The organism is Actinomadura parmotrematis (genome assembly GCF_019458805.1).
In the GTDB taxonomy this organism is placed as follows: Bacteria; Actinomycetota; Actinomycetes; order Streptosporangiales; family Streptosporangiaceae; genus Spirillospora; species Spirillospora parmotrematis.
In genome coordinates this window covers 105,935-127,726 of sequence record NZ_JAIBOA010000023.1, presented here as the reverse complement: position 1 = coordinate 127,726, position 21,792 = coordinate 105,935, and the positions used below count along the sequence as shown (strand labels likewise).

Sequence of the window (21,792 nt, the reverse complement as noted above, 5' to 3'; positions counted from 1 at the left end):
CGCGCGGCGGGCGCCACCTTGGGCATGCCGAGGTCGACGCTCACGAGTGCCTCCCGGGTCCGGACAGGGCGGGCTCGGCGCCCTCGGTCCCGCGCCCCGCGAGGGCCGCGCCGATCGCGTCCGCGAGCGCCGCGGGGGTGAGCCCGATCTCGTCGAGGATCTGCGGGCGCCGCGCGTGCCCGAGGAACCGCTGCGGGATGCCGAAGGTGCGCACCGGCACGTCCACGCCGCCGTCGCGGAGCAGCCGCGCGACCGCGTCGCCGGCGCCGCCGACGCGGCCGCTGTCCTCGACGACGGCGACGAGGTCGTGGGCGGCGGCGAGGCCGCGCAGCCGGTCGTCGAGGGGCTTCACCCAGCGCGGGTCGACGACGGTCGTCGCGACGCCGCCCGCGGCCATCGCGCGGGCGGTCTCCAGGCAGGTGGCCGCCATCGCGCCGACGGCGACGAGCAGCACCGACCCGGCGGCGCCCCCGGCGCCCCCGGCGTCCCCCGCGCCCTCGCGGGCCAGCACGTCGAGGCCGCCGATCCGCTCGACCGCCTCGACGTCCTCGCCCGCCGGGCCCTTGGGGAACCGGACGGCGGTCGGGCCGTCGGCGACGTCGAGCGCCTCGCCGAGCAGGGCGCGCAGCCGCGCCGCGTCGCGGGGCGCGGCGATCCGGAGGCCCGGGACGACCTGGAGGATCGACAGGTCCCACATGCCGTTGTGGCTGGCGCCGTCGTCGCCGGTGACGCCGGCGCGGTCGAGGACGAGGGTGACGGGGAGCCGGTGCAGGGCGACGTCCATCAGCACCTGGTCGAAGGCCCGGTTCACGAACGTGGAGTAGATCGCCACGACCGGGTGCAGGCCGCCCATCGCGAGGCCCGCGGCGGACGCGACGGCGTGCTGCTCGGCGATGCCGACGTCGTAGGTGCGGTCCGGGTGGGCGGCGGCGAACGCGCTGAGGCCGGTCGGGCCGGGCATCGCGGCGGTGATGGCGACGACGTCGGGACGCTCGGCGCCCGCCTTCACCAGCTCCTCGCTGAACACGCCCGTCCAGCTCGGGCCCGCCTTCGGCAGCAGCGCGCCGGTCGCGACGTCGAACGGGCCCGGGGAGTGCATGCGCTCGTCGTCGTCGCCCTCCGCGGGCGCGTAGCCGCGGCCCTTGACGGTGACGCAGTGCACGACGACGGGGCCGCCGAAGTCGCGGGCCTGCCGGAGCGCCCGCTCCACGTCCTGCACGTCGTGGCCGTCGACCGGGCCGATGTACTTCAGCCCGAGGTCGGTGAACATGGCCCGGGACAGCACCATGTCGGCGAGGCCGCGCTTCACCCCGTGCAGCAGCCGGTAGACGGGCGGCAGGCCGCCGAGGGCGCGCTTGCCGAACTCCAGCGCCCGCTCGTAGCGGGGCGCGGTGCGGAGCGCCGCCAGGTGGCGGGCCAGGGCTCCGGCGGTCGGCGCGTACGAGCGGCCGTTGTCGTTGACGACGATGACGACGGGCCGGTCCGGCGCGGCGGCGATGTTGTTGAGCGCCTCCCAGGCCATGCCGCCGGTGAGCGCGCCGTCGCCGATGAGGGCGACGACGTTGCGCCGCCGGTAGGCGCCGGGGGCGGTCCCGTCGCGGTGCGCGGCGGCGCGGCGCGCCTCGGCCTTGGCGAGGCCGTCGGCGTAGGACAGGGCGGTGGAGGCGTGCGAGTTCTCGATGACGTCGTGCTCGGACTCGGCGCGGCTCGGGTAGCCCGACAGGCCGCCGCGGCGGCGCAGGCCGTCGAACGCGGCGCGGCGCCCGGTCAGCAGCTTGTGCACGTACGCCTGGTGGCCGGTGTCGAACAGGATCCGGTCGGCCGGGGAGTCGAACACCCGGTGCAGCGCGATGGTCAGCTCGACGACGCCGAGGTTCGGGCCGAGGTGGCCGCCGCGCCCGGCGACGGTGCCGATGAGCACCTCGCGCAGCTCGGCGGCGAGCGGGGCGAGCTCGTCGGGGGTGAGGTCCTTGAGGTCGCGTGGATGGTCGATGGCGTCTAGCGAAGGCACAACCCTCTCCTTCATCTGTGCGGCGGGGGTCCGCCCCGGGGGCGCGGGCCGCGTCAGTGGACGCGGTTCACCGCGCGCAGCGCGAACCCTTCGAGCCGTTCCCGGCTGGGCGACGGGGGGAGCACGGACAGCGCGTCGCGCGCCTTCCCGGCGTGCTCGTGCGCGAACCGCTCCGCCGCCTCGATCGATCCGGTGCGCCGCAGCACCTCGCCCACCGCGTCCACGGCCCGCTCGGCGGGGACGCCGCCGTCGAGCGCGGCGGTCAGCACGGCGACGCCGGCGGCGTCGGCGTGCTCGAAGGCGTGGATGAGCGGGAAGGTCAGCCGGCGGTTGCGGATGTCGCTGGAGGCCGGCTTGCCGACGACGGCGTCGTCGCCCACGTAGCCGAGCGTGTCGTCGCGGACCTGGAAGGCGACGCCCATGGCCCGGCCGTATTCGCCGAGCGCCCGCACCCATTCCGGGGGCGCGCCGGCGAGAATGGCGCCGCATTCGCAGGCACCCTGGAACAGCGCGGCCGTCTTCATCGAAATCATGGCCAGGTAGGCGTCGATGTCCAGGACGAAAGCGCTCGTCATCTCCGCTTCGAGGACCTGCCCCCGGCACAGTTCCACACCGGCGGCGGCGACCACTTCGAGGGCCGCCGCGACGCGTTCTCCCGGAACGCCGTTGTGGCGGCATTCGGCGAGGCAGAGAAAGAGCTGGAAGATGAGCGCGTCGCCGGTGACGATGGCGTTGTCGGTGCCGTACCGGCGGTACACGGCCGGCTGCCCGCGGCGCAGCTCGTCGCCGTCGATGATGTCGTCGTGGATCAGGCTGGCGACGTGCCCGCACTCGGTGCCGGCGGCGGCCGGCAGCACGTCGCCGGCGCTGCCGCCCACGGCCTGCGCGGACTCCAGCAGCAGGACCGGCCGGAACATCTTGCCCGGCGCCGACAGCGCGTACCGCGCCATCGCGGCCAGCCCGTCGTCCTCCCGCGCCCAGCCGCGCGCCAGTTCCGCCTGGACGAGCACCGAATAATCGCGGACCACACCATTTCGGTCTTCCGGTTGCGGCGCGTCGACCGCCGCATCCGCATAATGCTGCCCACCGGCCATGTCCGGCTCCCATGCTCGATTCCAGCCGATTTCACCATTGGAATGGGCGGCCGACTCCCATGTCAATGGCCACCATTACAGCACCTGCGCAACTTACGGAATTCCTTAAGGGGTCGCTACCCGATCCCCTCAGTCCATCGGACGGCCGTCCGGAAGAACAGCGGCGCATTGCGGTGGAGCCCGAGGGCGTGCCCGGCGCCGGGGAGGAGGAACACCGTCGGGCCCGTCCGCGCGTCGTAGAACAGCGACTCGAAGGCGCGCACGTAATCGGCCGAGAAGCAGCCGGGGATGCCGCACAGCAGGGCGTCGTCCTGCCCGTCGGCGAGCAGCACCGGCACCCGCACCGAGCGGGTGAGGCCGATGTCGGACACGACCTTGGAGGCGTCGGCCCGCTCCCCCGACGTCACGGTCGACTTGGTCGCCTCGTCAGCGGCGCGCGTCGCGGCGTCGGAGTCGTCCGCCGTGTAGAACAGGGCGTCCCGCGTCCCCGGCTTCGTCGTCTCGTAGCCGGCGGGCGGGTTCTCGGGCGCGAGCACGGGGTCCTCGGACGCGGGGTGCAGGCTCGACAGGAAGCCGAACCCGGACGGCCCGGCGCCGTGCAGGAAGGCGGTGGCGATGACGCCGTCCACGTCGCCGTACCGGGCGGCCTCGGCGAGGGCCACGCCGGACCCGAACGAGTGCCCGGCCAGCACGACCGTGCGGCGCCCCTCGGCGCGCAGGACCGCCACCACCCGGTGGACGGCCGCCACCGACGCGTCCAGCCCGACGGCGGCGGCGTCCGGTCGCGTGCCGCCGCCCGTGCCGGGGCGGTCCAGGGCGACGGTGGCGATTCCGGCGGCCGCCATCGCGGCGGCGTAGGAGGGCAGGTCCGGCGCGGGTCTGCGGAGCCAGTAGCGGGAGTCGTAGGTCAGGCCGGGGACGAGGACCTGGACGGTGCCGCCGGGCGGGCCGCAGCGCACGCCGGTGACGCGCGCCGGTCCCGCGGGCCCGAGGTCCACGTCGAATGCGGTGCTCCGGCAGCCCGCCGCGCGGGTGCCGGCGACGGCGGCGGGGGCGGGGGCGGGGGCCGACGCGGCCACGACCAGGCCCAGCGCCGCCAGGAGGATCCTCGTGCGCATCGTCTCTCCTGCGTGGTGTCGTTCGCGCTCGATCGCGGGCCGCCGGCGCCCTCGCGGGCCGCCGGGCGGTGTTCAGAGCAGGCCGACGACCCGGGCCCGCTCGGCCGCCTCGGTGCGGTTGCGGACGCCCAGCTTCTGCAGCAGGTGCCGGATGTGGAACTCGATGGTGTGCTGGGTCAGGTAGAGCTCGCGGGCGATCTCGGCGTTGGTGTTGCCGCTGGCGATGAGACGCAGCACCTCACGTTGGCGGGCCGTGAGGGTCGGCGTCTCGGGCATCGACCGCTGCCAGCGCAGGTACAGCGAGTGGTCGAACACCTGCAGGTCCAGCCGGGACGCCGCGAGCAGGGTGCCGAGCACCCGCTCGATCGTCGACGCCTCCGACAGGTACACCGTGCAGCCCCGGCGGATCCAGGACTCGGCGCGCTGCCGGTCCTGCTGCGACCCGAGCATCGCCAGCCGCGCCCCCGGCAGCCGCAGCCGCCACTGGCCGACGGCCTTCAGCAGCTCGTCCTCGTCGCTCTGCCCCCAGCTCACCAGCAGCCAGTCGGGCTGCACGGCGCGGAGCCGGGCGCTCGGCTCGGCCGCGTCCGGCCCGCCGTGGAAGATCAGCGAACCGTGCATCCGGCAGCCGTCGGGGCCGATCCGCGGCGCCCCGGCGCGGGCCCGCTCGCCCTCCAGCGCGGCCCACTCGCCGATGACCAGGACGATCTGCCTGGCGGCGGGCGGCTGGCACGTTCCGTTGACGATCCGTGTTCCGTCCCTGGTCCGGGTCCAAGTCATCCCGGCACACTCCAATCTCGCTGGTCCTGCTCGTCGACGGGCGTCGGGACGGGGGAATGCGCCGACCGTCAGCCAGACCGTTGCACGGCTCCTTCTTACCCCGGACGGTCGGTCCGCGATATTTCGCGGCGCCCTTTCCGGTGACCGGAGCCGGTCAGGAACAATGCCGCTCGCGCGCGCGGCCGGATACCTCAGCCCGCCCGCACGGAGAGCCGCCGAGGCGCGAACAGAAAACGCTGAATCCCCTGGTCGAAGTCGAGCCCGGTGACGATCCAGCGGCCGGGGAGCCGGTCCAGCAGCAGACGCAGCACGATATCGGCTTCGCGGCGTGCCAATGACGCGCCGAGGCAGTAGTGGATCCCATGTCCGAACGAAATGTTACGCCCATATTGCCGCGTTATATCGAAGCGGTCCGGATCGGTGAATTCGGCGCCGTCGCGGTGCGCCGACCCCAGGCTCGGGAAGACCACCTCGCCGGCCCGGATGAGCCGCCCGGCGACGGTCACGTCCCGCCGGGCGTAGCGGACCATCGCCTGCACCGGCGAGGCGTAGCGGAGCACCTCCTCGATGACGCCGGGCACGAGGGCCCGGTCCGCCCGCACCGCGTCCAGCGCCTCCGGATGCCGGGCCAGGCAGAGGACGGTGTCGGCGATGAGGTTGGTCGTCGTCTCGTGCCCGGCGACGAGCATCAGCGCGCAGAAGTTCAGCAGCTCGCGCTCGCCGAGCGGCTCGCCCTCCCCGCCGTCCTCCATCAGGCGGCTGATGAGGTCGGTGCCCGGCGACCGGCGCCGGTCCGCCAGCACGCTGGTGAAATAGGCGTACATGGCGTCGATCGCGGCCCGGTCCTGCGGGGACCCGGTGCCGCCGGAGACGACCGCGCCCGACCACGCGCGGAACTCCTCGCCGCGCTCGGCCGAGATGCCGAGCAGCCCGGCGATGACCGCCAGCGGGAGCGGGTAGGCGATGCCGGCGACCACCTCCAGGTCGCCGCCGGGCGGCGCCGCGGCCAGGGCGCCGTCCAGCAGGTCCGCCGCGAGGCGCTCGATCCGCGGCGCCATCCCCTCCACCAGGTGGGGGGTGAAGGCGCGCGCGGCCGGCCGGCGGAGCCGCCGGTGCGCCGGCGGGTCGGACCGGACCATGGTGTCCTCGCCGGGGTCGTGCACGCCCTCCCGCCCGCGCCGGCCGGCCGGCCGCGCCGACCCGAACGCGTCCGGGTCCGACAGGACGCGCCGCACGTCGGAATAGCGCAGCACCCGCCAGCCGCCGAACAACTCGTCGCGGCAGACCGGCTCGGTTTCCCGCTGCGTCCGGTACCAGTCGTATATTTCGAACATCGACACTACGTCATCAACGGCGACCATTCCGTAGCACCCTCCACGGGAGCCGTCTTCACTGCACAGGCCGATTTCTCCCGGCACCGATCCTGTCACACGCCTATATCGACTCGAAACTGAGGTAATCCCTAGTGTCGACTAAATGAGTCGGGCGCCTACGATGAGTCCCACTCCGATAAAGATCGACAAGAATTCTCGACGAATTAATTCGACCGACCGCGGAGGTGCGGATGTCCGCCGGCACGCATAGCGAAGGATCCGGGAACGAGGCGGTCGCCGCGGTCCGCCGGCTCGCCGACTCGCTCTGGCCGCACGCCGTCCGCGCGGTCGCCACGCTCGGCCTCGCCGATCTCATCGCGGCGGGCGAGCGCCGCCCGGCCGAGCTGGCGGCGGCCGCCGGCACGGACGCGGACGCGACGGCGCGGCTGCTCGCCTACCTCGCCGGCCGCGGCGTGGTCCGCCCCGACGGCGACGGCGGCTACGCCCTCACGCCCGCGGGCGAGCTGCTCCGCGACGGCCATCCCGAGCAGCTGCGCACCCGGCTGGACCAGCGGGGCCTCGCCGGCCGCCTGGACCAGACGGCGGCGTCGCTGCTGGAGACCCTGCAGACCGGCAAGCCCGTCTACCCGTCGCTGTTCGGCCGCTCCTACTACGCCGACCTCGCCGTCCACCCGCACCTGTTCGCCGAGTTCGACGCGTTCGCCAAGCACTACCTCGCGCCCGCGATCGGCACCGTGCTCGGCCGCGGCTGGGCGGACGTGGACGTCGTCGTGGACGTCGGCGGCGGCACCGGGACGCTCCTCACCCGGCTCCTCGGGGCCGAGCCGCACCTGCGCGGCATCCTGGTGGACCTGCCCGACACCGTCGCGCAGGCCCGCGCGACCCTCGCCGCAGCCGGGCTCGCCGACCGCGTCGAGGTGGTGCCCGGGTCGTTCTTCGACCTGCTGCCGACCGGCGGCGACGTCTACCTGCTGAGCGGCGTGCTCATCGACTGGCCCGACGGCGACGCCACCGAGATCCTGCGCCGCTGCGGCGAGGCCGCCGGCCCGCGCGGCCGCGTCCTCATCGCCGAGCAGCGCGCCGTGGACGAGGCCGCCGCGACCGACGAGGACCTGCGCATCCTGCTGCTCGTCGGCGGCCGGGCCCGCACCGTCGAGCAGTTCGGCGCGATCGCCGGCGACGCGGGCCTGCGCGTCGCCTCCGCCCACCGCAACGCCGACGGCGTCTGCCTCGTGGAGTGCGTCCCGGCGTCCTGACCGCTCGCGCGGCGGGTCAGCCGTCGGCGCCGGCCTCGTGGAGGGCGGCGCGCGACGCGCGGGTGTCGAGCATCTCCAGGCCGCGCACGGCCCAGAAGCGCAGGTCGTCGTCGTCGGCGGCGAGCTGGGCCGCCAGGACGGGCAGGGCGTCGTCGGCGCGGGCCTCGGCGAGCAGCTCCAGCAGCAGGGGGCGCAGGCGGGGGTCGTCCTCGCGCTCGAACGCGGCCGCGAGCTCCGCGACGTAGGAGTCGGCGTGCTCGCGCAGGAAGTCGAAGCCGCTCTCCCGGCGCGCCGGATCGGGCTCGCGCATCATCGCCAGCGCCCGCTCGAACCACCGCGTCGACATCGTCCCCGCCCCCTTCGTCCCGTCCGTTGTACCGCCCGGGTCCGACATTCCACCGCCCGACCCCCACGAAAGCGACGACCGCGCGCAAGGTCGCGGCCGGCACCCGTGCGGGACGGCGGCGCGGGCGCTCGCGCCGTTCCTACGGGCGCGGCCAAGGGCGGCCGGACAGGCGCTCGATGTCGCCGTTGAAGCGGCGCAGGTAGGACGCGAACGCGGCGATGTCGTCGGCGGACCAGTCGGCCATCACCCTGTCCAGGCCGCGGACGCTGCTCTCGCGCTCGTCGTCGAGCATCCGCTCGCCCTTGTCGGTGATGCGGAACTTGCGGGCGATGCCGCCCGCGGGGTCGGGGATGCGCTCCACGAGGCCGCCGCGCATGGCCGAGGCCGTCTGCCGGTTGAGGGTGGAGGCGTCCAGGCCGAAGGCGTCGCTCAGCTCGCCGATCGTCATCGGCCCCTGCATGCGGATGCGGCTGAGCAGCACGTAGGCGCTGCGGTCCATGGCGTGCGGCCGCCGGCGGAGGAACTCGTGGCGGCTGAGCAGCATCTGCTCGTACTCGATGTCCCGCGTGCGCCTGTCCATGCGCCGATCCGCCTCCCGCTCCGCCGCGCGCCCGTCGTGTTCCAGGGGGCGGTCCCATCGTGCCATACGCCTGTGTAACGCCCACATCATGTGTACGGCACATTTGACGTGTACGATGCACATGACACGGCAAATGTATGTACGTTGCATGCGTAACCTCCCACCGCACCCTCCCGAGGACTCCCCATGGACGCTTCCCCGCCCGCCGGCCGGCCCGCGCCGCCGGCGTCCCACGCCAACGGCGTGATCGCCACGCTGGCGCTGGCCGGCATCACGGCGGCGATCATGCAGACGCTGGTCACCCCGCTGCTGGCGGAGCTGCCGAGGATCCTGCACACCTCCGCCGCCAACTCCGCCTGGGTCGTCACCGTCACCCTGCTCGCCGGCGCGGTCTGCGTGCCGGTGGTCGGCCGCCTCGGCGACCTCGTCGGCAAGCGGCGGATGCTGCTGGTCTGCTCAGTGCCGCTCGTCGCCGGCTCCGTGGTCTGCGCGCTGTCGTCCTCGGTCGTCCCGATGATCGTCGGGCGCGGGCTGCAGGGCATGGGCATGGGCGTCGTGCCGCTCGGCATCGCGCTGCTCCGCGACGTCGTCCCGCAGGAGAAGCTGAGCTCCTCCATCGCGCTCGTCAGCGCCTCCATGGGCATCGGCGGCGGCCTCGGCCTGCCGATCGCCGCGGCGATCGCCGAGTACGCCAGCTGGCGGGTGCTGTTCTGGGGGTCGGCCGGCCTCGCCCTGCTGGTCGCCGTGCTGATCTTCGTGCTGATCCCGGACGTGCCGCCCGGCGCCAAGGGCCAGCACTTCGACGCCGCCGGCGCGGTCGGGCTCGGCGTCGGCCTCGTCTGCCTGCTGCTCGCGGTCTCCAAGGGCGCCGACTGGGGCTGGTCCTCGGCGACCACCGTCGGCCTGTTCGCCGCCGCCGTCGTCGTCCTGCTCGGCTGGGGCGTGCTGGAGCTGCGCCACCGCGACCCGCTGGTGGACCTGCGCACCACCGCCCGTCCCCGGGTGCTGCTGACCAACATCGCCTCGATCTTCGTCGGCTTCGGCATGTACGCCTCGATGCTGGTCGTGCCGCAGCTGCTGCAGTTCCCGAAGGAGACCGGCTACGGCCTCGGCCAGTCGATGCTGGCGGCGGGCCTCTGGCTCGCGCCCGGCGGCGTCATGATGATGCTGGTCTCGCCGCTCGGCGGGAAGCTCACCAACGCCCGCGGCCCCAAGTTCACGCTGATCAGCGGCGTGCTGGTGATCGCCGCCGGCTACGGCGTCTCGCTGGCGCTGCTCGGCGGCCCGTGGGGGCTGATGCTCGCCATGATGGTGATCAACAGCGGCGTCGGCCTCGCCTACGGCTCCATGCCCGCGCTGATCATGGGGTCGGTGCCGCTCAGCGAGACCGCGGCCGCCAACGGCTTCAACACCCTGATGCGCTCGCTCGGCACCTCGGTCGGCGCCGCCGTCATCGGCGTGGTGCTGTCCCAGCTCACCACCACCCTCGGCGGCTACAGCCTCACCTCCGAGGCGGGCTTCCGCACCGCTCTGATCATCGGCGGCTGCATCGCGCTCGTCGCCGCCGCGATCGCCGCGGCCATCCCGGCCGCGCGCACCGCCGCGTCCGGCCCCGCGGCCGCGGTGCCCGCGCCGGAGCAGGCCAAGGTCGACGGCTGACGGACGGGGGGCCGGGGCGCACGCGTCCCGGCCCCCCGTTTTCCCCGCGTCAGCGGTGCGTGACGCCCTCCTCGGCGAAGGGCGCGAGCACCGGCCGCTTCACCGGCGCGTCGCCGAGCACCTCGTCGATCTCCACCAGCAGCTCGTCGGGCAGCTCCACGCCCGACGCCCGCACGTTCGCGTGCACCTGCTCGGGCCGCGACGCCCCGGTGATCGCCGACCCGACCTCGGTGCGCCGCAGCACCCAGGCGAGCGCCAGCTCGGGCAGCGTGAGCCCCGCGCCCTCGGCCAGCGGGACCAGCCGCTGCACCGCCGCCAGCGTCCGGTCGTTCAGCACCAGGTCCTTGCTCGCGTTCATGTCGTCGTTGGCGAAGCGGCTGTCGGCGGGCAGCGGCTCCCCCGGCCGGTACTTGCCGGTGAGCACGCCCTGCGCGAGCGGCGACCACACGATGTGCGAGATGCCGAGCTCGGTGCAGAGCGGGAACAGCTCGGCCTCCGGCGCCTGCCACAGCATCGAGTACTGCGGCTGCGAGGACACGAACAGGTCCGGCCCGCCGATCTCCACGGCCGCCCGCACCTGCTCCGGCGTCCACTCGCTGAACCCCAGGTAGCGGGCCTTGCCCTGCTGCACGACCTTCTGCAGCGCCTCCACGGTCTCCTCGACCGGCACCGAGGTGTCGAACCGGTGCGCCTGGTAGAGGTCGACGTGGTCGGTGCGCAGGCGCGCCAGCGACGCGTCGATCTGCTTGGCGATCTGCGCCGCCGACAGGCCCTGGTCGGTGTCGGACATCCGGCCCCACACCTTGGTCGCCAGGACGTAGGAGTCGCGCGGGTGCTCCGACAGGATGCCGCCCCACACCTCCTCCGCCGCGCCCCGCCCGTAGACGTTCGCGGTGTCGAAGAAGTTGATCCCGGCGTCGAAGGCCGCCTCGGTGCACTCCCGGGTCCTCTCGGCGGGCACGCCGCCGGAGAAGGTGAGCCAGGAACCGAGCGAGATCTCCGAGACCTCCAGGTCGGAGCGGCCGAGCTTGCGGTAACGCATGTGCTTCTCCCCACGGCTCGTTTCACCCGAGTCTAGATCGGCACCCTTCCCGCCCCGGCGCCCCCTACGCCCCCGTGACCGGGCGGCCATCTGCGCGGACCGCCGGGAGAAGGACGAGCCCGGCTAGCATGGCCGTGCCCGCCGAACGCGCATCGAGGGGACGGCCACGCCATGTGGGACGAGCTCGCCCGGCTGCACGACGTCCATCTCGCCGGGGTCGCCGAGCAGACCCTCGTGCTGAAGATCGCCGAGGAGGTGGGCGAGGCCGTCCAGGCCTACATCGGGGTGACCGGGCAGAACCCCCGCAAGGGCGTGCACGGCACCCGCGACGACGTGCTGCGCGAGCTCGCCGACGTCGTCGTCACCGCCGGCATCGCGATGATCGGCGTCGCGGGCGGCGACGCCGGCGCCGCCCGCCGCCACCTGGAGCGCCGCCTCGCCGACGTCACCGCCCGCGCGGGCCTCTAGACCGCCCGCCACGTGCGGACCGTCGCGCTCCACTGCCTGAACCGGTTCGCGGCGGCCGGCCGCGCACGCTTCGACGCGCCTCGAAACGATCTCGTCCTAGCGTCGGACCGGTCCGGTCCGGCGCTGGGGCGAGCTTCGCGCGGCCGGACCCGACGCGGTGCGGCCCGCAGGCGCGGGCGCGGATGAGGGAGGTCCTGTGGACGGTTCGTCCGAGGCGGCCACGGCGGACGCGACGCCCGGGGCGGGTGCGCCGCCCGGAGCCCCGGCGCTGATCGTGCTCGGCATGATCGAGCACGCGCTGGCGCTCGCCGCGACGTGGCCGGCGTGGGACGGGCGGCCGATCCAGGTCGGCGACCGGCTGTTCACCCCGCACAAGGCGGTGCGGCGGATCGCCGACCACTGCCTCGACCACCTCGCCGAGATGGAGGACCGCCTCGCCGGCCGCACCCCGCTGCCCGACCGCTGGCACGGCTCCGCCGTCCTCACCCCGGCCGACCTCGCGCCCTTCACCGGCGACGACCTCGACGAGGCGCGCAGCAGGCTGACCCGTATCGGGCGGATCTGGGCCGACCGGATCGGCGCGCTGGACGAGGAACTGCTCGACCGCTCGCCCGGTGAGGGCTGGTCGTTCCGCGACCTCGCGGTCCATCTCGGCTCGACGTACTACGCCGACTCCGTCGGTGACCTGCACGATCCCGCCCGCTAGCACACGAGCGCGCGCGGGGGCGGCCCGCGGACGGCCGGGACCGGCGACCACGGTGCGCGTCGCCCCCGCCACGGCTGGGCAGGATACGGGCATGACCCTGGGAGTCGAAGAGGAATTCCTGCTCGTGGCCCCCGGGCCGGGGACCCCCGTCGGCCGGATCGCCCCGATCCTCGCGCACGGCGCGGCGGATCCCGGTGCCGAAGGGGGCCGGTTCGCCGCCGAGATGCTCGGCACCCAGGTCGAGGTGGTCACCGGGATCTGCGGCGACCTCGGCTCGCTGCGCGAGCAGCTCGTCCGGGGCCGGGCGCGGCTCGCGTCCGCGGCGGAGGCCGAGGGGGTCAGGCCGCTCGCGACCGGCACCCCGGTCCTGGAGGACGGCGTGCCGCCGTTCGCGGCCGGGGCCCGCTTCGCGCGCATCGGCGAGATGTACCAGCGCGTCGCCCGCGACTACCAGGTGTGCGGCTGCCACGTGCACGTCGGCGTCCCGGACCTGGAGACGGCGGTCGCGGTCGCCGACCACCTGCGGCCGTGGCTGCCGACCCTGCTCGCCCTCTCGGTGAACTCGCCCTACCGGAACGGCGCCGACACCGGCTACCAGTCGTGGCGGATCGCGGAGATGGCGCGGTTCCCGAACGCGGGCGTCCCGCCGCGCCACGGCTCGGCGGACGTCTACCTGGAGCGGGTGCAGCGCCTCGTGGACAGCGGCATGCTCGTGGACAGCACGATGACGTTCTGGCTGGCCCGCGCGTCGGTGCGGTACTCGACGGTGGAGGTGCGGGCCGCCGACACCGCCGCGTCGGTGCACGACGCGGTGCTGCAGGCGGCCCTCACCCGCGGCCTCGTGCGCACCGCGCTGCACGAGCTGGCGGCGGGCCGCGAGGCGCCGGACGCCGACGACCAGGTGTGCGCCGCCGCCCTGTGGGCGGCGTCCCGGTACGGGCTGAACGGGCCGGGCGTCCACGCGGTGCGCGGCGTCCAGCTGCCGGCCCGCGCGCTGGTGGACGAGCTGGTCGCCTGGGCGCGCCCCGGCCTGGAGGAGACCGGCGACCTGCCCGCCGTCCGCGCCCTGCTCGCCTGGCTCGACCGCACCGGCACCGGCGCCGACCGCCAGCGCCGCGCCGCCGCCGACGGCCTGCCCGCCGTCGTCGACATGCTCGCCGACCAGTTCCTGGCCGCCGCCGGCGACACCCCCAACGGCACCCACCCCAACGCCCTCAACACCCCCCACGAAGCCTGACGCCAGCACCCACAACCCCCTTCCCCTCCCCGCACAGCAACCCTCCCCCACCAACGACCGCTCCCCGGAAAGCCGCGTCCCCAAAGCTCGCCACTGACGAGACCAACCCCACAAGCCCACCCCTCCCGAAACCCGCCGTCCGCAAGGCCGCCGCCCGCAAGGCCGCCCGCCGCCCGCAAGGCCGCCGTCCGCGGGGTCGCCGTCGGTAAAGGCGTGCATTCCGGCGTCCGTGGGGCCGGCGTCCGTGGGACCGGCGTCCGTGGGGCCGGCGTCCGTGGGGGCGTGCGTCCCGGCGGTCGTGGAGCCGGCGTTCGCGCGGGCCGAGGTCTCGACCTCCGTGGGAAGCGGCTTCCGTGGGAGACAGCGGGGGTGAGCGGTCCGGTGGCTCGGAGGAGCGCGGGGTTTGCGCGGTGGGAGAGGTCGGGGGCGGGGGTGCACCCGCCGGCCGGTGGTGTGGGAGGTGGGGGCCGGCGGGTGCGGTGGGGGGTGAGGCTCAAGGGGGTCGGGGCGCGCCTAATGGACAGGGTGGGCGCCGTTGGTGGGGTGCGCGTTACGCATGGCTCGCGTGACGGGCGTGGTGCGCGCGCGGGCGGGGTCAGTCGCCGTAGATGCCGAAGTCGGTGAGGGTGCCGTAGCCGTAGCAGTTGCCCCCGAACTTCCAGTACCCCGGGCCGACGCGCGGGCCGTAGTGGACGCTGCCGTCCGAGCACTCCGTCCACGCGCCGTTCGAGCCCGAGTCGATGCGGACGTTCGCCGTCCACTCGTAGGCGTTGTGCCAGACGCTGTCGACGCCCGAGACGTGCTTGGAGCTGACGCCGCCGGACTTCAGCGACTGCCTGCCCGGCAGGTCGGCGCCGTTCTTCGCGACCTTGACGTCGCCCGGCGCCGGCTTCGGCGGCTTCGGTGCGGCCGCGGCTTCGGCGGCGGACGCGGCCCCCGCCGCGATCCCGCCGAGGGCGACGAGCAGAGCCGTCGTCGCGATGGTCTTCCTCATCCTTGCTCCCCGTTCGGTCGGTGTTTCCTGCTGTCCGCGCGTTGGGCGGACGTGAGGCATACGACCGGGACGGGGCGTCCGTATGACACGTCGCAATGTGACCTGCGTCACACCACTTCGGATCAGGGCAGCGGGCAGGCGGGCAGGTCGGCGACGGTGCGGGTGCGGGCGGCGGGCAGCCAGCCCGTGACGCCCCGGGCCGTGACGCGGTACCAGCGGGTGGAGGCGACGCCGGACTCGTCGGCGGCGAGGTCGCCGAGCGCCGCGCACACGCCCTGCACGTCGTCGCCGTGCCAGACGCGCGCGAGCACGGCGCCGTCGCGGGTGTGCGGCACGTCCTTGATCGAGACGGCGCAGCCGGCGGGGCGGGCCTTCCAGCAGGCCGGGTCGGCGTTGTAGACGGTCAGCACGTGCGGCGCGGGAGCGGCGGGGGCGAGGGCGGGCGGCCGCTCGGCGGCGCGGTGCCCGGCGAGGTAGCCGGCGAGGAAGATCCCGCCCGCGACCGTCGCCGCGGCCATGCCCGCGACCAGCGTCCGCCAGGCCGCCCGCCGGCGCCGCTCGGCGGCGTCCACCGCGCGGACCCGGTCGGCGAGCCCCGGCGGGACCCGCACGGACGCGTCCGCGGCGCGCAGCAGCGCCCGCAGCTCGGCCTCCCCGTCGCTCATGCCCGTCCTCCCCGCAGCGTCCGGCGCAGCGCGGCGAGCGCCCGCTCGCGCGAGCGCGACACCGTTCCCCGGTGCACGCCGAGCAGGTCCGCCGCCTCGTCGATGGTGTACCCGTCGAGGTCGACCAGCAGCACCGCGGCGCGCTGGCGGACCGTCAGCCCCGACAGCAGCCGCGCCACCTCCAGCTCGGCGTCGCGGTCGGCGATGCCGCCGTCCCACCCGGTGGTGGGCGCCTCGATCAGCACCTGCCGCCGTCCGCGCTTCCAGGTGTCGCGGACGACGCTGGTGAGCGCGCTGAAGGCGTAGGCGTACGGTTCGGGGTGGCCGACGAGGGCGTGCGGGCGGCGGCGCAGTTTCAGGTACGCCTCGTGCACCGCGTCCTCCGCCTGGGCCTGGCCGGTGAGCAGCACGGCGCGCCGGTAGAGGCGGGGCAGCAGCGCGCAGAACACGTGGTCGAAATCGTCCTCGGCGTGCCCCTCGCTACCCATCCGCCCCATTGGACAACGGGACGGGGCCGGTCGCCGGGGCGGTCAGCCCGATGTCACCTCGCCTCCACAGGGAGCTATACGGTCCGCGCACGTCGCTTTGGCACTCCGTTCGCCCTATGCGGGGTAGGGGCCGTTTCGGGACCGGCCGCCGCGGCCGGACCCGCCGCGCACCGGAGCGCCGGACACGGGCCGCGAGGGAAGCGACAGGAGGCGACCATGCCGATCCGCCAGATGATCGAGTCCCATCCGGGCACCCCGTCCCTGGACCGCGACGCGCTGCCCGACGTCGTCCTCGCCCTGCTGGAGTGCGCGCAGGCGTGCACCGCCTGCGCCGACGCCTGCCTCGCCGAGGACGCCGTCCAGCACATGGCGAAGTGCATCCGGCTGGACCTGGACTGCGCCGACATCTGCACGGTGACCGGGCGGTCGCTGTCCCGCCAGACCGCGTTCGACCCCGAGGTCGCCAAGGCGCTCCTGCACGCCTGCGTCACGGCGTGCACGGCCTGCGCCGAAGAGTGCGACCGGCACGCCGGCGAGCACGTGCACTGCCGCATCTGCGCGGCGGCCTGCCACCGGTGCGCGGAGATCTGCCGCCGCCTCCTCGACACCATCGGCTGATCCGCGCCGGGCGGTCGGCAACGCGGGCGATCCATCGGCGCGAATCCGCCCGGACGGGTGCGGCGGCATGACAGGGTTGTGTCGGGTCCAGCAGCGGGCTTGTCGACGCCGTCCAGAAGACCGGTAGATTCATGTCCGGTCTTCTTTGCCCTGTTTTTCACAGCCTTCTTAGGCCCCAGGTGGCAGGGTGTGACCTTCGTGGAGTCGTCGAACCCGGAGCGAGTGAGGAAACATGTCCGAGGATGACAAGCCCCGGAGCGAGCCGGCGGTCAAGGCGAAGCTTCCGAGCGCCAAGAACATCCGCAGCCCGGAGTTCAAGCCCCACGGAATCAGCGGCGGCGGCCGCAGCAGCGGCGTCGTCGGCGGCGGGGGCTCGCGCCCGTCCGGCCTGACCGCCGCGCAGGCCAGGAAGCGGCGGCGGATCGGCATCGCCGCCGCGGTCGTCGTGGTGCTGGCGGTCGCCGGCGGGACCACCTGGTACTTCACCCGCCCCGGCCCCGAGGTCACGGTGTCCGGCGCGTTCGGCAAGGACGCCAAGGCCAAGATCCCCAAGGAGCTGAAGCCGGCCGCCAAGCTGAAGGTGAGCACGCCCATCAAGGGCACCGGCAACAAGATCGCCAGCGGTGACACCGTGTTCGCCAAGTACACCTTCTACCAGTGGGCCAAGAAGGGCGACCACGAGAGCACCAACAAGATGATCACCTCCTCGTACAAGGAGGCGGTCCGCCCGCTGGTGATCGGCAAGAGCGGCGTCAAGGGCGTCGACACCGGCCTGGTCGGCCAGACCGCGGGCAGCCGGGTCGTGCTGGAGATCCCGCCCGCCCAGGGCTTCGGCGAGCAGGCCGAGCAGGTCGGGCTGGGCGCCAAGGACTCGGTCGTGTTCATCCTGGACGTGCTGTCGTCCATCCCGAAGAACGCCGGGCCGACCGGCACCGAGCAGAAGCTCACCGACAAGAACCTGCCGTCGGTCGTCGCCGGCAAGCAGGGCGAGGCCCCGAAGATCACCATCCCCAAGGCCGACGCGCCGGACAAGCTGGTCGCCAAGACGCTCGTCGCCGGCACCGGCCAGGCGCTCGCCAAGGGCGACAGCGCGATCGTCCAGTACCAGGGCCAGATCTGGAAGACCGGCAAGGTCTTCGACTCCAGCTGGGCGAGCGGCAACGGCCCGACCCAGTTCCCGATCGGCACCGGCGAGACCGTCCCCGGCTTCGACAAGGGGCTGACCGGCCAGAAGGTCGGCAGCCGCGTGCTGCTCGTGCTGCCGCCCAAGGAGGGCTACGGCACCAAGGGCAACGAGCAGGCCGGCATCAAGGGCACCGACACCCTGGTCTTCGTCGTGGACATCCTGGGGATCACCCCGAAGTGATCCGGGCATGACGGCACACGCCGAACGGCGGGCACCTGGCAGCGGGTACCCGCCGTTCGGCGTTCCGGCGCGTACCGGGACAACCGCCGCGCCGCACTGATCGTCTCTGTAGTGGGAAGCCGTGGGAGTGCGCATGCGATCCGCCGAGAGCACCGAACCCCTCGGGTATCGTCTGGTAACGAAAACATCACGGGGGGCTTGTGAGCAGCACTGACAGGAGCCCGGCGGGCGACCGGCCGGCCGGGTCCGGCGACGTCGCACCGGACGGTCCGGACACCGGGCCGGGGGCGGCCGGGGCCGAGACCGCGAAGGCCGGGACGGGCGACGCGGCGGAACCTGCGCGCAACGGCTCCGAGGACGCCGAGGTTCAGAACGCCGACGCCGAGGTCGACGCCGAGGCGCTCCCGGACGAGCCCGTCGCGGACGAGGGCACCGAGGCCGGCGCCCGGTCCGAGGAGACCACGGGCGAAGACGCCACCGAAGACGCCGCCGAGGACGCCGCCGAGGACGCCGCGGACGCGCAGGACGCGGACGTCGAGGCGTCGGCCGCCGAGGAGACCCGGCTCGACCCGGTCGTCGCCGACGACGATGCCGACGATGCCGCAGCCGCCGACGCGACCCGAGCCGACCCCGTCGTGCCCGACGACGAGCCCCCGGCGTCCGGCCAGACCCGCCTCGACCCGATCGTCACGGACGACGGCACCGGGGCCGACGCGACCCGAGCCGACCCCGTGGTGCCCGACGACGAGCCCCCGGGATCCGGCGAGACCCGCCTCGACCCGATCGTGGCCGCGGCGCCCGTCGAGGGTCCGGGCGCGGGAACGTCCCCGGCGGATGCCCCGCCCGCCGAGGACGCCTCCGCCGACGAGACCCGGCTCGACCAGGCCGCCGTCGCCGCCGGCGACGAGACCCGCCTGGACGAGGCCGCCGCGACCCCGCCGAGCACCTCCACCGGCGCGGACGCCGACGCCGACGGGACGCCGACCGAGGCGGCTCCCGCCGCGGCGGCGCTCGCCGCTTCCGGCGCGGGCGCGGACGCGGGCACGACGAAGGTCGAGCCCGCCGCGAAGCCCACGATCGAGCCCGGCGAGAACCCGGACGCCGCCCAGGACGCCGCGTCGAAGGCCGCGCCCGCCGCGGCCGCTCCCCCCAAGACCCCGGACGGGGCCAAGGGCGGCAAGAAGAAGCAGCGCCGCCGCGTCCGCTACGCCAAGCGCGCCCTCATCGGCCTGCTCGCCCTCATCGGGTTCGTGGTGGCGGCGTTCGGCGTGGCCTACTTCCTCACGCCCGTCCCCACCCCGCAGGAGGCGGCGCTCGCGCAGGGCCCGACGTTCTACTACGCCGACGGCAAGTCCGAGATCGCCCGGACCGGCGTCAACCGCGAGGCCGTCAAGCTGGACGACATCCCGCCGAGCGTCCGCAACGCGGTGATCGCCGCCGAGAACCGCAGCTTCTACCAGGACCCGGGCGTGTCCGTGCAGGGCACCCTGCGCGCGTTCTGGTCGACCGCGACGGGCGAGCAGCTCCAGGGCGGCTCCACGATCACCCAGCAGATGGTCCGCAACTACTACGGCGGCATCGGCAAGGAGCGGTCGGTCTCCCGCAAGCTCAAGGAGATCATGGTCTCCTTGAAGGTGGGCCGGGAGAAGGACAAGGACTGGATCCTGGAGCAGTACCTCAACACCATCTACTTCGGCCGCGACGCCTACGGCGCGCAGGCCGCCGCGCGCGCCTACTACAACAAGGACGTCAAGGACCTGACGCCCGCCGAGGGCGCCTACCTGGCGGCGGCGATCCAGCAGCCCAGCAACTTCTCCGAGCCCGAGGGCGGCCAGCTCGCCTACGCCGAGCAGCGCTGGCGGGCCGTCGTGAACAACATGGTGCGCGACGGCGCGGTGACGCCGGCCGACGCGGCGGCGATGAAGTTCCCGACCCCGGTCAAGCTGAAGATCACCAACATCCTCAAGGGCCAGAAGGGCTACATGGTCAATGTGGCCAAGAAGGAGCTCATCGAGCGCCGCGGCTACACCGAGGACGAGATCAACCGCAGCGGGCTGAAGATCGTGACCACCTTCGACAAGAAGCTGATGGACACGATCAAGCAGTCGGTGACCTCCAACATCCCCGCCGGCACGAGCTCCAAGGTGCGGACGGCGGCGGTGTCGGTGAACCCGGCGAACGGGCAGGTGCTGGCCTTCTACGGCGGCCGCGACTACCTGAAGGAGGCCGGCAGCAGCGTCTTCTGGGACCACGCGCAGGCCGGATCGGGCTTCAAGCCGATCGCGCTCGCCGCGGCCCTCAAGGACGGCAAGTCGCTGAGCAGCGCCTACGACGGCTCGTCGCCGCAGTACTTCGCCGGCTCCCCCATCCACAACGACAGCAACGAGAACTTCGGCACGGTCAACCTGGTGACCATGACCGAGCACTCGATCAACACCGCCTACGTCAACCTCGGCCAGGACATCGGCAACGGCAAGATCGCCAAGATGGCGGAGAAGCTGGGCATCGCGGGCAGCGAGATGACGGCCGCGCAGCGCGCGGCCGCGGTGTTCCCGCTCGGCATCGTGTCGGTGCACCCGATCGAGCAGGCCGGCGTGTACTCCACGTTCGCCGCCGAGGGCAAGCACCGCACCCCGTACGTGGTGAAGGCCGTCACCGAGGGCAAGAGCGGCGAGACCCGCACCTTCTCGGAGAAGGGCGAGCAGGTCATGAGCGCGCAGAACGCGCGCGACGCCACGTACGCGATGGAGCAGGTGGTGCAGAGCGGCACCGGCACCGGCGCGCAGCTGCCGGACGGCCGGGACGTCGCCGGCAAGACCGGCACGACCGACGCGGGCGCGGCGCTGTGGTTCAACGGCTACATCCCGCAGATGGCGACCACCGTCGCGATCTTCCGTAGTGACGGCAAGCCGGTCGTCATCCCCGGCTACAGCTCCTACGGCGGCGTGCTGCCCGCGAAGATCTGGAGCGACTACATGTCGCAGGCGGTCGACATCCAGGGCTACTCGCCGAAGAGCTTCGGCGACCCGTCGAGCTACGCGAGCGGGAGCGACGGCTCGTCCGGCGGCGGCGTCCGCACCGGCCCGCCGCAGTACAACAACACGCCGAACACCCCGCGCACCCCGCGGAACCCCGGCGGCGGTACCCGCGTGCCCACCAGCAAGCCGAGCACCCCGTCCGACCCGGGCGGCGGGAACGGCGGCACCGGCGGTGGCGACGGCGGCGGGAACGGCGATGGCGGCGGCACCGGTGGCGGTGACGGCGGCGGGAACGGCGACGGCGGAGGCACCGGCGACGGAGGCGGCACGGGAGGCGGCGGGACCGGCAACACGACCGGTCTCCGCACCGACCGCCAGGACTGACGGCCGCCGCGAGCCCGCCACCGCGCCCGGCGGCCGCTCGTGAACCGGACGGGCCCGGTCTCCCCCTCGGGAGGCCGGGCCCTTCGCCGTCCGGTAGCGGTCAGTCGCAGGCGGCGCCGATGCGCTTCGGTGTGTCGCTCATCACCTTGTCGAGCTGTGCGGCGTCGCCCTTGCCGATGGTCGCGGACGCCGCCTGGAGCCGCGCCGCCTCGTCCTTCAGCGCGCTCTTCAGCTTCGCGTCCTCGGCCTTCGCCGCGAGCGCGCCGACGCGTCCGGCGAGCTGCTGCGTGGGCGCCGTCCACTCGGCCGGCCGGGCCGCCGAGACCGCCCTGACCTGCGTCATGTACTGCTGGAACGCCGCCTTGGTGTCGGCGCACACCGCCCCGGAGTTGTCGCTCCCGAGGAGCCCGCAACCGGACGCCAGGCCGGCGGCGCCGAGCAGCAGCACCCCTCCGGCGAACGCCCGGAACGTCCCGAACCGCATCGCACCCTCCCCCTTGATCTCCGCACGCATCCGTCGTATATAGTCCGATCCAGGTCATGAGCGCCAGCGCCAAGCCCCGGCTCGCTGGCCGGCAACCCTTCGTCCGCGATGGGGTGCCCCGGGTGAGGACCAGGCCGGACGCAGCACCGCGTTCCGGCAAGCGCGGGCCCCGCCTTCCGAAATC

The 21,792-nt window shown here is 74.0% G+C and carries 20 protein-coding genes and 1 riboswitch; of the genes, 8 read left to right on the top strand and 12 right to left on the bottom strand.

Features of this window, described 5'->3' with window-relative positions:
- Positions 1 to 40: 40 nt before the first annotated feature.
- The 5 genes from dxs to K1Y72_RS29055 all read right to left on the bottom strand — a co-directional run bounded on the left by dxs (position 41) and on the right by K1Y72_RS29055 (position 6,337).
- Positions 41 to 2,026: a 1-deoxy-D-xylulose-5-phosphate synthase gene (gene dxs, locus K1Y72_RS29075; RefSeq protein WP_258574071.1), complete on the bottom strand. Its 1,986-nt coding sequence runs from the start codon at positions 2,024 to 2,026 to the stop codon at positions 41 to 43.
- A gap of 38 nt (positions 2,027 to 2,064) precedes the next feature.
- Positions 2,065 to 3,105, bottom strand: coding sequence for a polyprenyl synthetase family protein (locus K1Y72_RS29070; protein WP_220169687.1), 1,041 nt, complete (start codon positions 3,103 to 3,105; stop codon positions 2,065 to 2,067).
- Positions 3,106 to 3,221: 116 nt separating this feature from the next.
- Positions 3,222 to 4,223, bottom strand: a complete 1,002-nt coding sequence (locus tag K1Y72_RS29065; protein WP_220169686.1) for an alpha/beta hydrolase — start codon at positions 4,221 to 4,223, stop codon at positions 3,222 to 3,224.
- A 72-nt stretch (positions 4,224 to 4,295) separates the two neighbouring features.
- Positions 4,296 to 5,003: a response regulator transcription factor gene (locus tag K1Y72_RS29060; RefSeq protein ID WP_220169685.1), complete on the bottom strand. Its 708-nt coding sequence runs from the start codon at positions 5,001 to 5,003 to the stop codon at positions 4,296 to 4,298.
- 191 nt (positions 5,004 to 5,194) lie between these two features.
- Positions 5,195 to 6,337, bottom strand: a complete 1,143-nt coding sequence (locus tag K1Y72_RS29055) for a cytochrome P450 (protein ID WP_220169684.1) — start codon at positions 6,335 to 6,337, stop codon at positions 5,195 to 5,197.
- Between the two features lie 230 nt (positions 6,338 to 6,567).
- Here K1Y72_RS29055 and K1Y72_RS29050 point away from each other — a divergent pair, with 230 nt between their 5' ends.
- Positions 6,568 to 7,593 (top strand): methyltransferase, encoded by a 1,026-nt coding sequence (locus tag K1Y72_RS29050; protein ID WP_220169683.1) that lies wholly within the window; start codon positions 6,568 to 6,570, stop codon positions 7,591 to 7,593.
- Between the two features lie 16 nt (positions 7,594 to 7,609).
- On the opposite strand, the gene K1Y72_RS29045 is transcribed toward K1Y72_RS29050, so the two are convergent.
- Positions 7,610 to 7,939, bottom strand: coding sequence for a hypothetical protein (locus tag K1Y72_RS29045; protein WP_220169682.1), 330 nt, complete (start codon positions 7,937 to 7,939; stop codon positions 7,610 to 7,612).
- Positions 7,940 to 8,078: 139 nt separating this feature from the next.
- The gene (locus K1Y72_RS29040; RefSeq protein WP_220169681.1) at positions 8,079 to 8,519 is read right to left on the bottom strand and encodes a MarR family winged helix-turn-helix transcriptional regulator; all 441 of its coding nucleotides are present in this window, start codon (positions 8,517 to 8,519) and stop codon (positions 8,079 to 8,081) included.
- A gap of 186 nt (positions 8,520 to 8,705) precedes the next feature.
- On the opposite strand from K1Y72_RS29040, the gene K1Y72_RS29035 reads away from it, so the two are divergent.
- Positions 8,706 to 10,178 (top strand): MFS transporter, encoded by a 1,473-nt coding sequence (locus K1Y72_RS29035; protein ID WP_220169680.1) that lies wholly within the window; start codon positions 8,706 to 8,708, stop codon positions 10,176 to 10,178.
- Positions 10,179 to 10,227: 49 nt separating this feature from the next.
- Here the strand turns inward: K1Y72_RS29035 and K1Y72_RS29030 are convergent, their stop codons facing one another.
- Positions 10,228 to 11,220: an aldo/keto reductase family protein gene (locus tag K1Y72_RS29030; protein ID WP_220169679.1), complete on the bottom strand. Its 993-nt coding sequence runs from the start codon at positions 11,218 to 11,220 to the stop codon at positions 10,228 to 10,230.
- A gap of 171 nt (positions 11,221 to 11,391) precedes the next feature.
- On the opposite strand from K1Y72_RS29030, the gene K1Y72_RS29025 reads away from it, so the two are divergent.
- The 3 genes from K1Y72_RS29025 (at position 11,392) to K1Y72_RS29015 (ending at position 13,631) form a co-directional block, all read left to right on the top strand.
- Positions 11,392 to 11,688 carry a MazG-like family protein gene (locus K1Y72_RS29025; protein WP_220169678.1) on the top strand — a complete coding sequence of 99 codons (297 nt, stop codon included), beginning with the start codon at positions 11,392 to 11,394 and terminating at the stop codon, positions 11,686 to 11,688.
- A gap of 196 nt (positions 11,689 to 11,884) precedes the next feature.
- A complete protein-coding gene (locus tag K1Y72_RS29020) occupies positions 11,885 to 12,394 on the top strand; it encodes a hypothetical protein (RefSeq protein WP_220169677.1) in 510 nt (169 codons plus the stop codon).
- A 91-nt stretch (positions 12,395 to 12,485) separates the two neighbouring features.
- Positions 12,486 to 13,631, top strand: a complete 1,146-nt coding sequence (locus K1Y72_RS29015) for a carboxylate-amine ligase (RefSeq protein WP_220169676.1) — start codon at positions 12,486 to 12,488, stop codon at positions 13,629 to 13,631.
- A 595-nt stretch (positions 13,632 to 14,226) separates the two neighbouring features.
- Here K1Y72_RS29015 and K1Y72_RS29010 read toward each other — a convergent pair.
- The 3 genes from K1Y72_RS29010 to K1Y72_RS29000 form a co-directional block, all read right to left on the bottom strand.
- Positions 14,227 to 14,625 carry a hypothetical protein gene (locus tag K1Y72_RS29010; RefSeq protein ID WP_220169675.1) on the bottom strand — a complete coding sequence of 133 codons (399 nt, stop codon included), beginning with the start codon at positions 14,623 to 14,625 and terminating at the stop codon, positions 14,227 to 14,229.
- 122 nt (positions 14,626 to 14,747) lie between these two features.
- On the bottom strand, positions 14,748 to 15,290 hold the full coding sequence (locus tag K1Y72_RS29005; protein WP_220169674.1) for a hypothetical protein: 543 nt from the start codon (positions 15,288 to 15,290) through the stop codon (positions 14,748 to 14,750).
- The gene (locus K1Y72_RS29000) at positions 15,287 to 15,778 is read right to left on the bottom strand and encodes an RNA polymerase sigma factor (RefSeq protein ID WP_220169673.1); all 492 of its coding nucleotides are present in this window, start codon (positions 15,776 to 15,778) and stop codon (positions 15,287 to 15,289) included. Before K1Y72_RS29000 ends, K1Y72_RS29005 begins: the two co-directional genes overlap by 4 nt.
- A 216-nt stretch (positions 15,779 to 15,994) precedes the next feature.
- On the opposite strand from K1Y72_RS29000, the gene K1Y72_RS28995 reads away from it, so the two are divergent.
- From K1Y72_RS28995 to K1Y72_RS28985, 3 genes are all read left to right on the top strand, one after another.
- A complete protein-coding gene (locus tag K1Y72_RS28995; protein WP_220169672.1) occupies positions 15,995 to 16,396 on the top strand; it encodes a four-helix bundle copper-binding protein in 402 nt (133 codons plus the stop codon).
- 232 nt (positions 16,397 to 16,628) lie between these two features.
- Positions 16,629 to 17,762: an FKBP-type peptidyl-prolyl cis-trans isomerase gene (locus K1Y72_RS28990; protein WP_220169671.1), complete on the top strand. Its 1,134-nt coding sequence runs from the start codon at positions 16,629 to 16,631 to the stop codon at positions 17,760 to 17,762.
- 200 nt (positions 17,763 to 17,962) lie between these two features.
- Positions 17,963 to 21,124, top strand: a complete 3,162-nt coding sequence (locus K1Y72_RS28985) for a transglycosylase domain-containing protein (RefSeq protein WP_220169670.1) — start codon at positions 17,963 to 17,965, stop codon at positions 21,122 to 21,124.
- Positions 21,125 to 21,224: 100 nt separating this feature from the next.
- On the opposite strand, the gene K1Y72_RS28980 is transcribed toward K1Y72_RS28985, so the two are convergent.
- Positions 21,225 to 21,638 (bottom strand): hypothetical protein, encoded by a 414-nt coding sequence (locus tag K1Y72_RS28980; protein ID WP_220169669.1) that lies wholly within the window; start codon positions 21,636 to 21,638, stop codon positions 21,225 to 21,227.
- A gap of 22 nt (positions 21,639 to 21,660) precedes the next feature.
- A riboswitch (SAM riboswitch) is annotated at positions 21,661 to 21,777 on the top strand.
- Positions 21,778 to 21,792 lie beyond the last annotated feature (15 nt).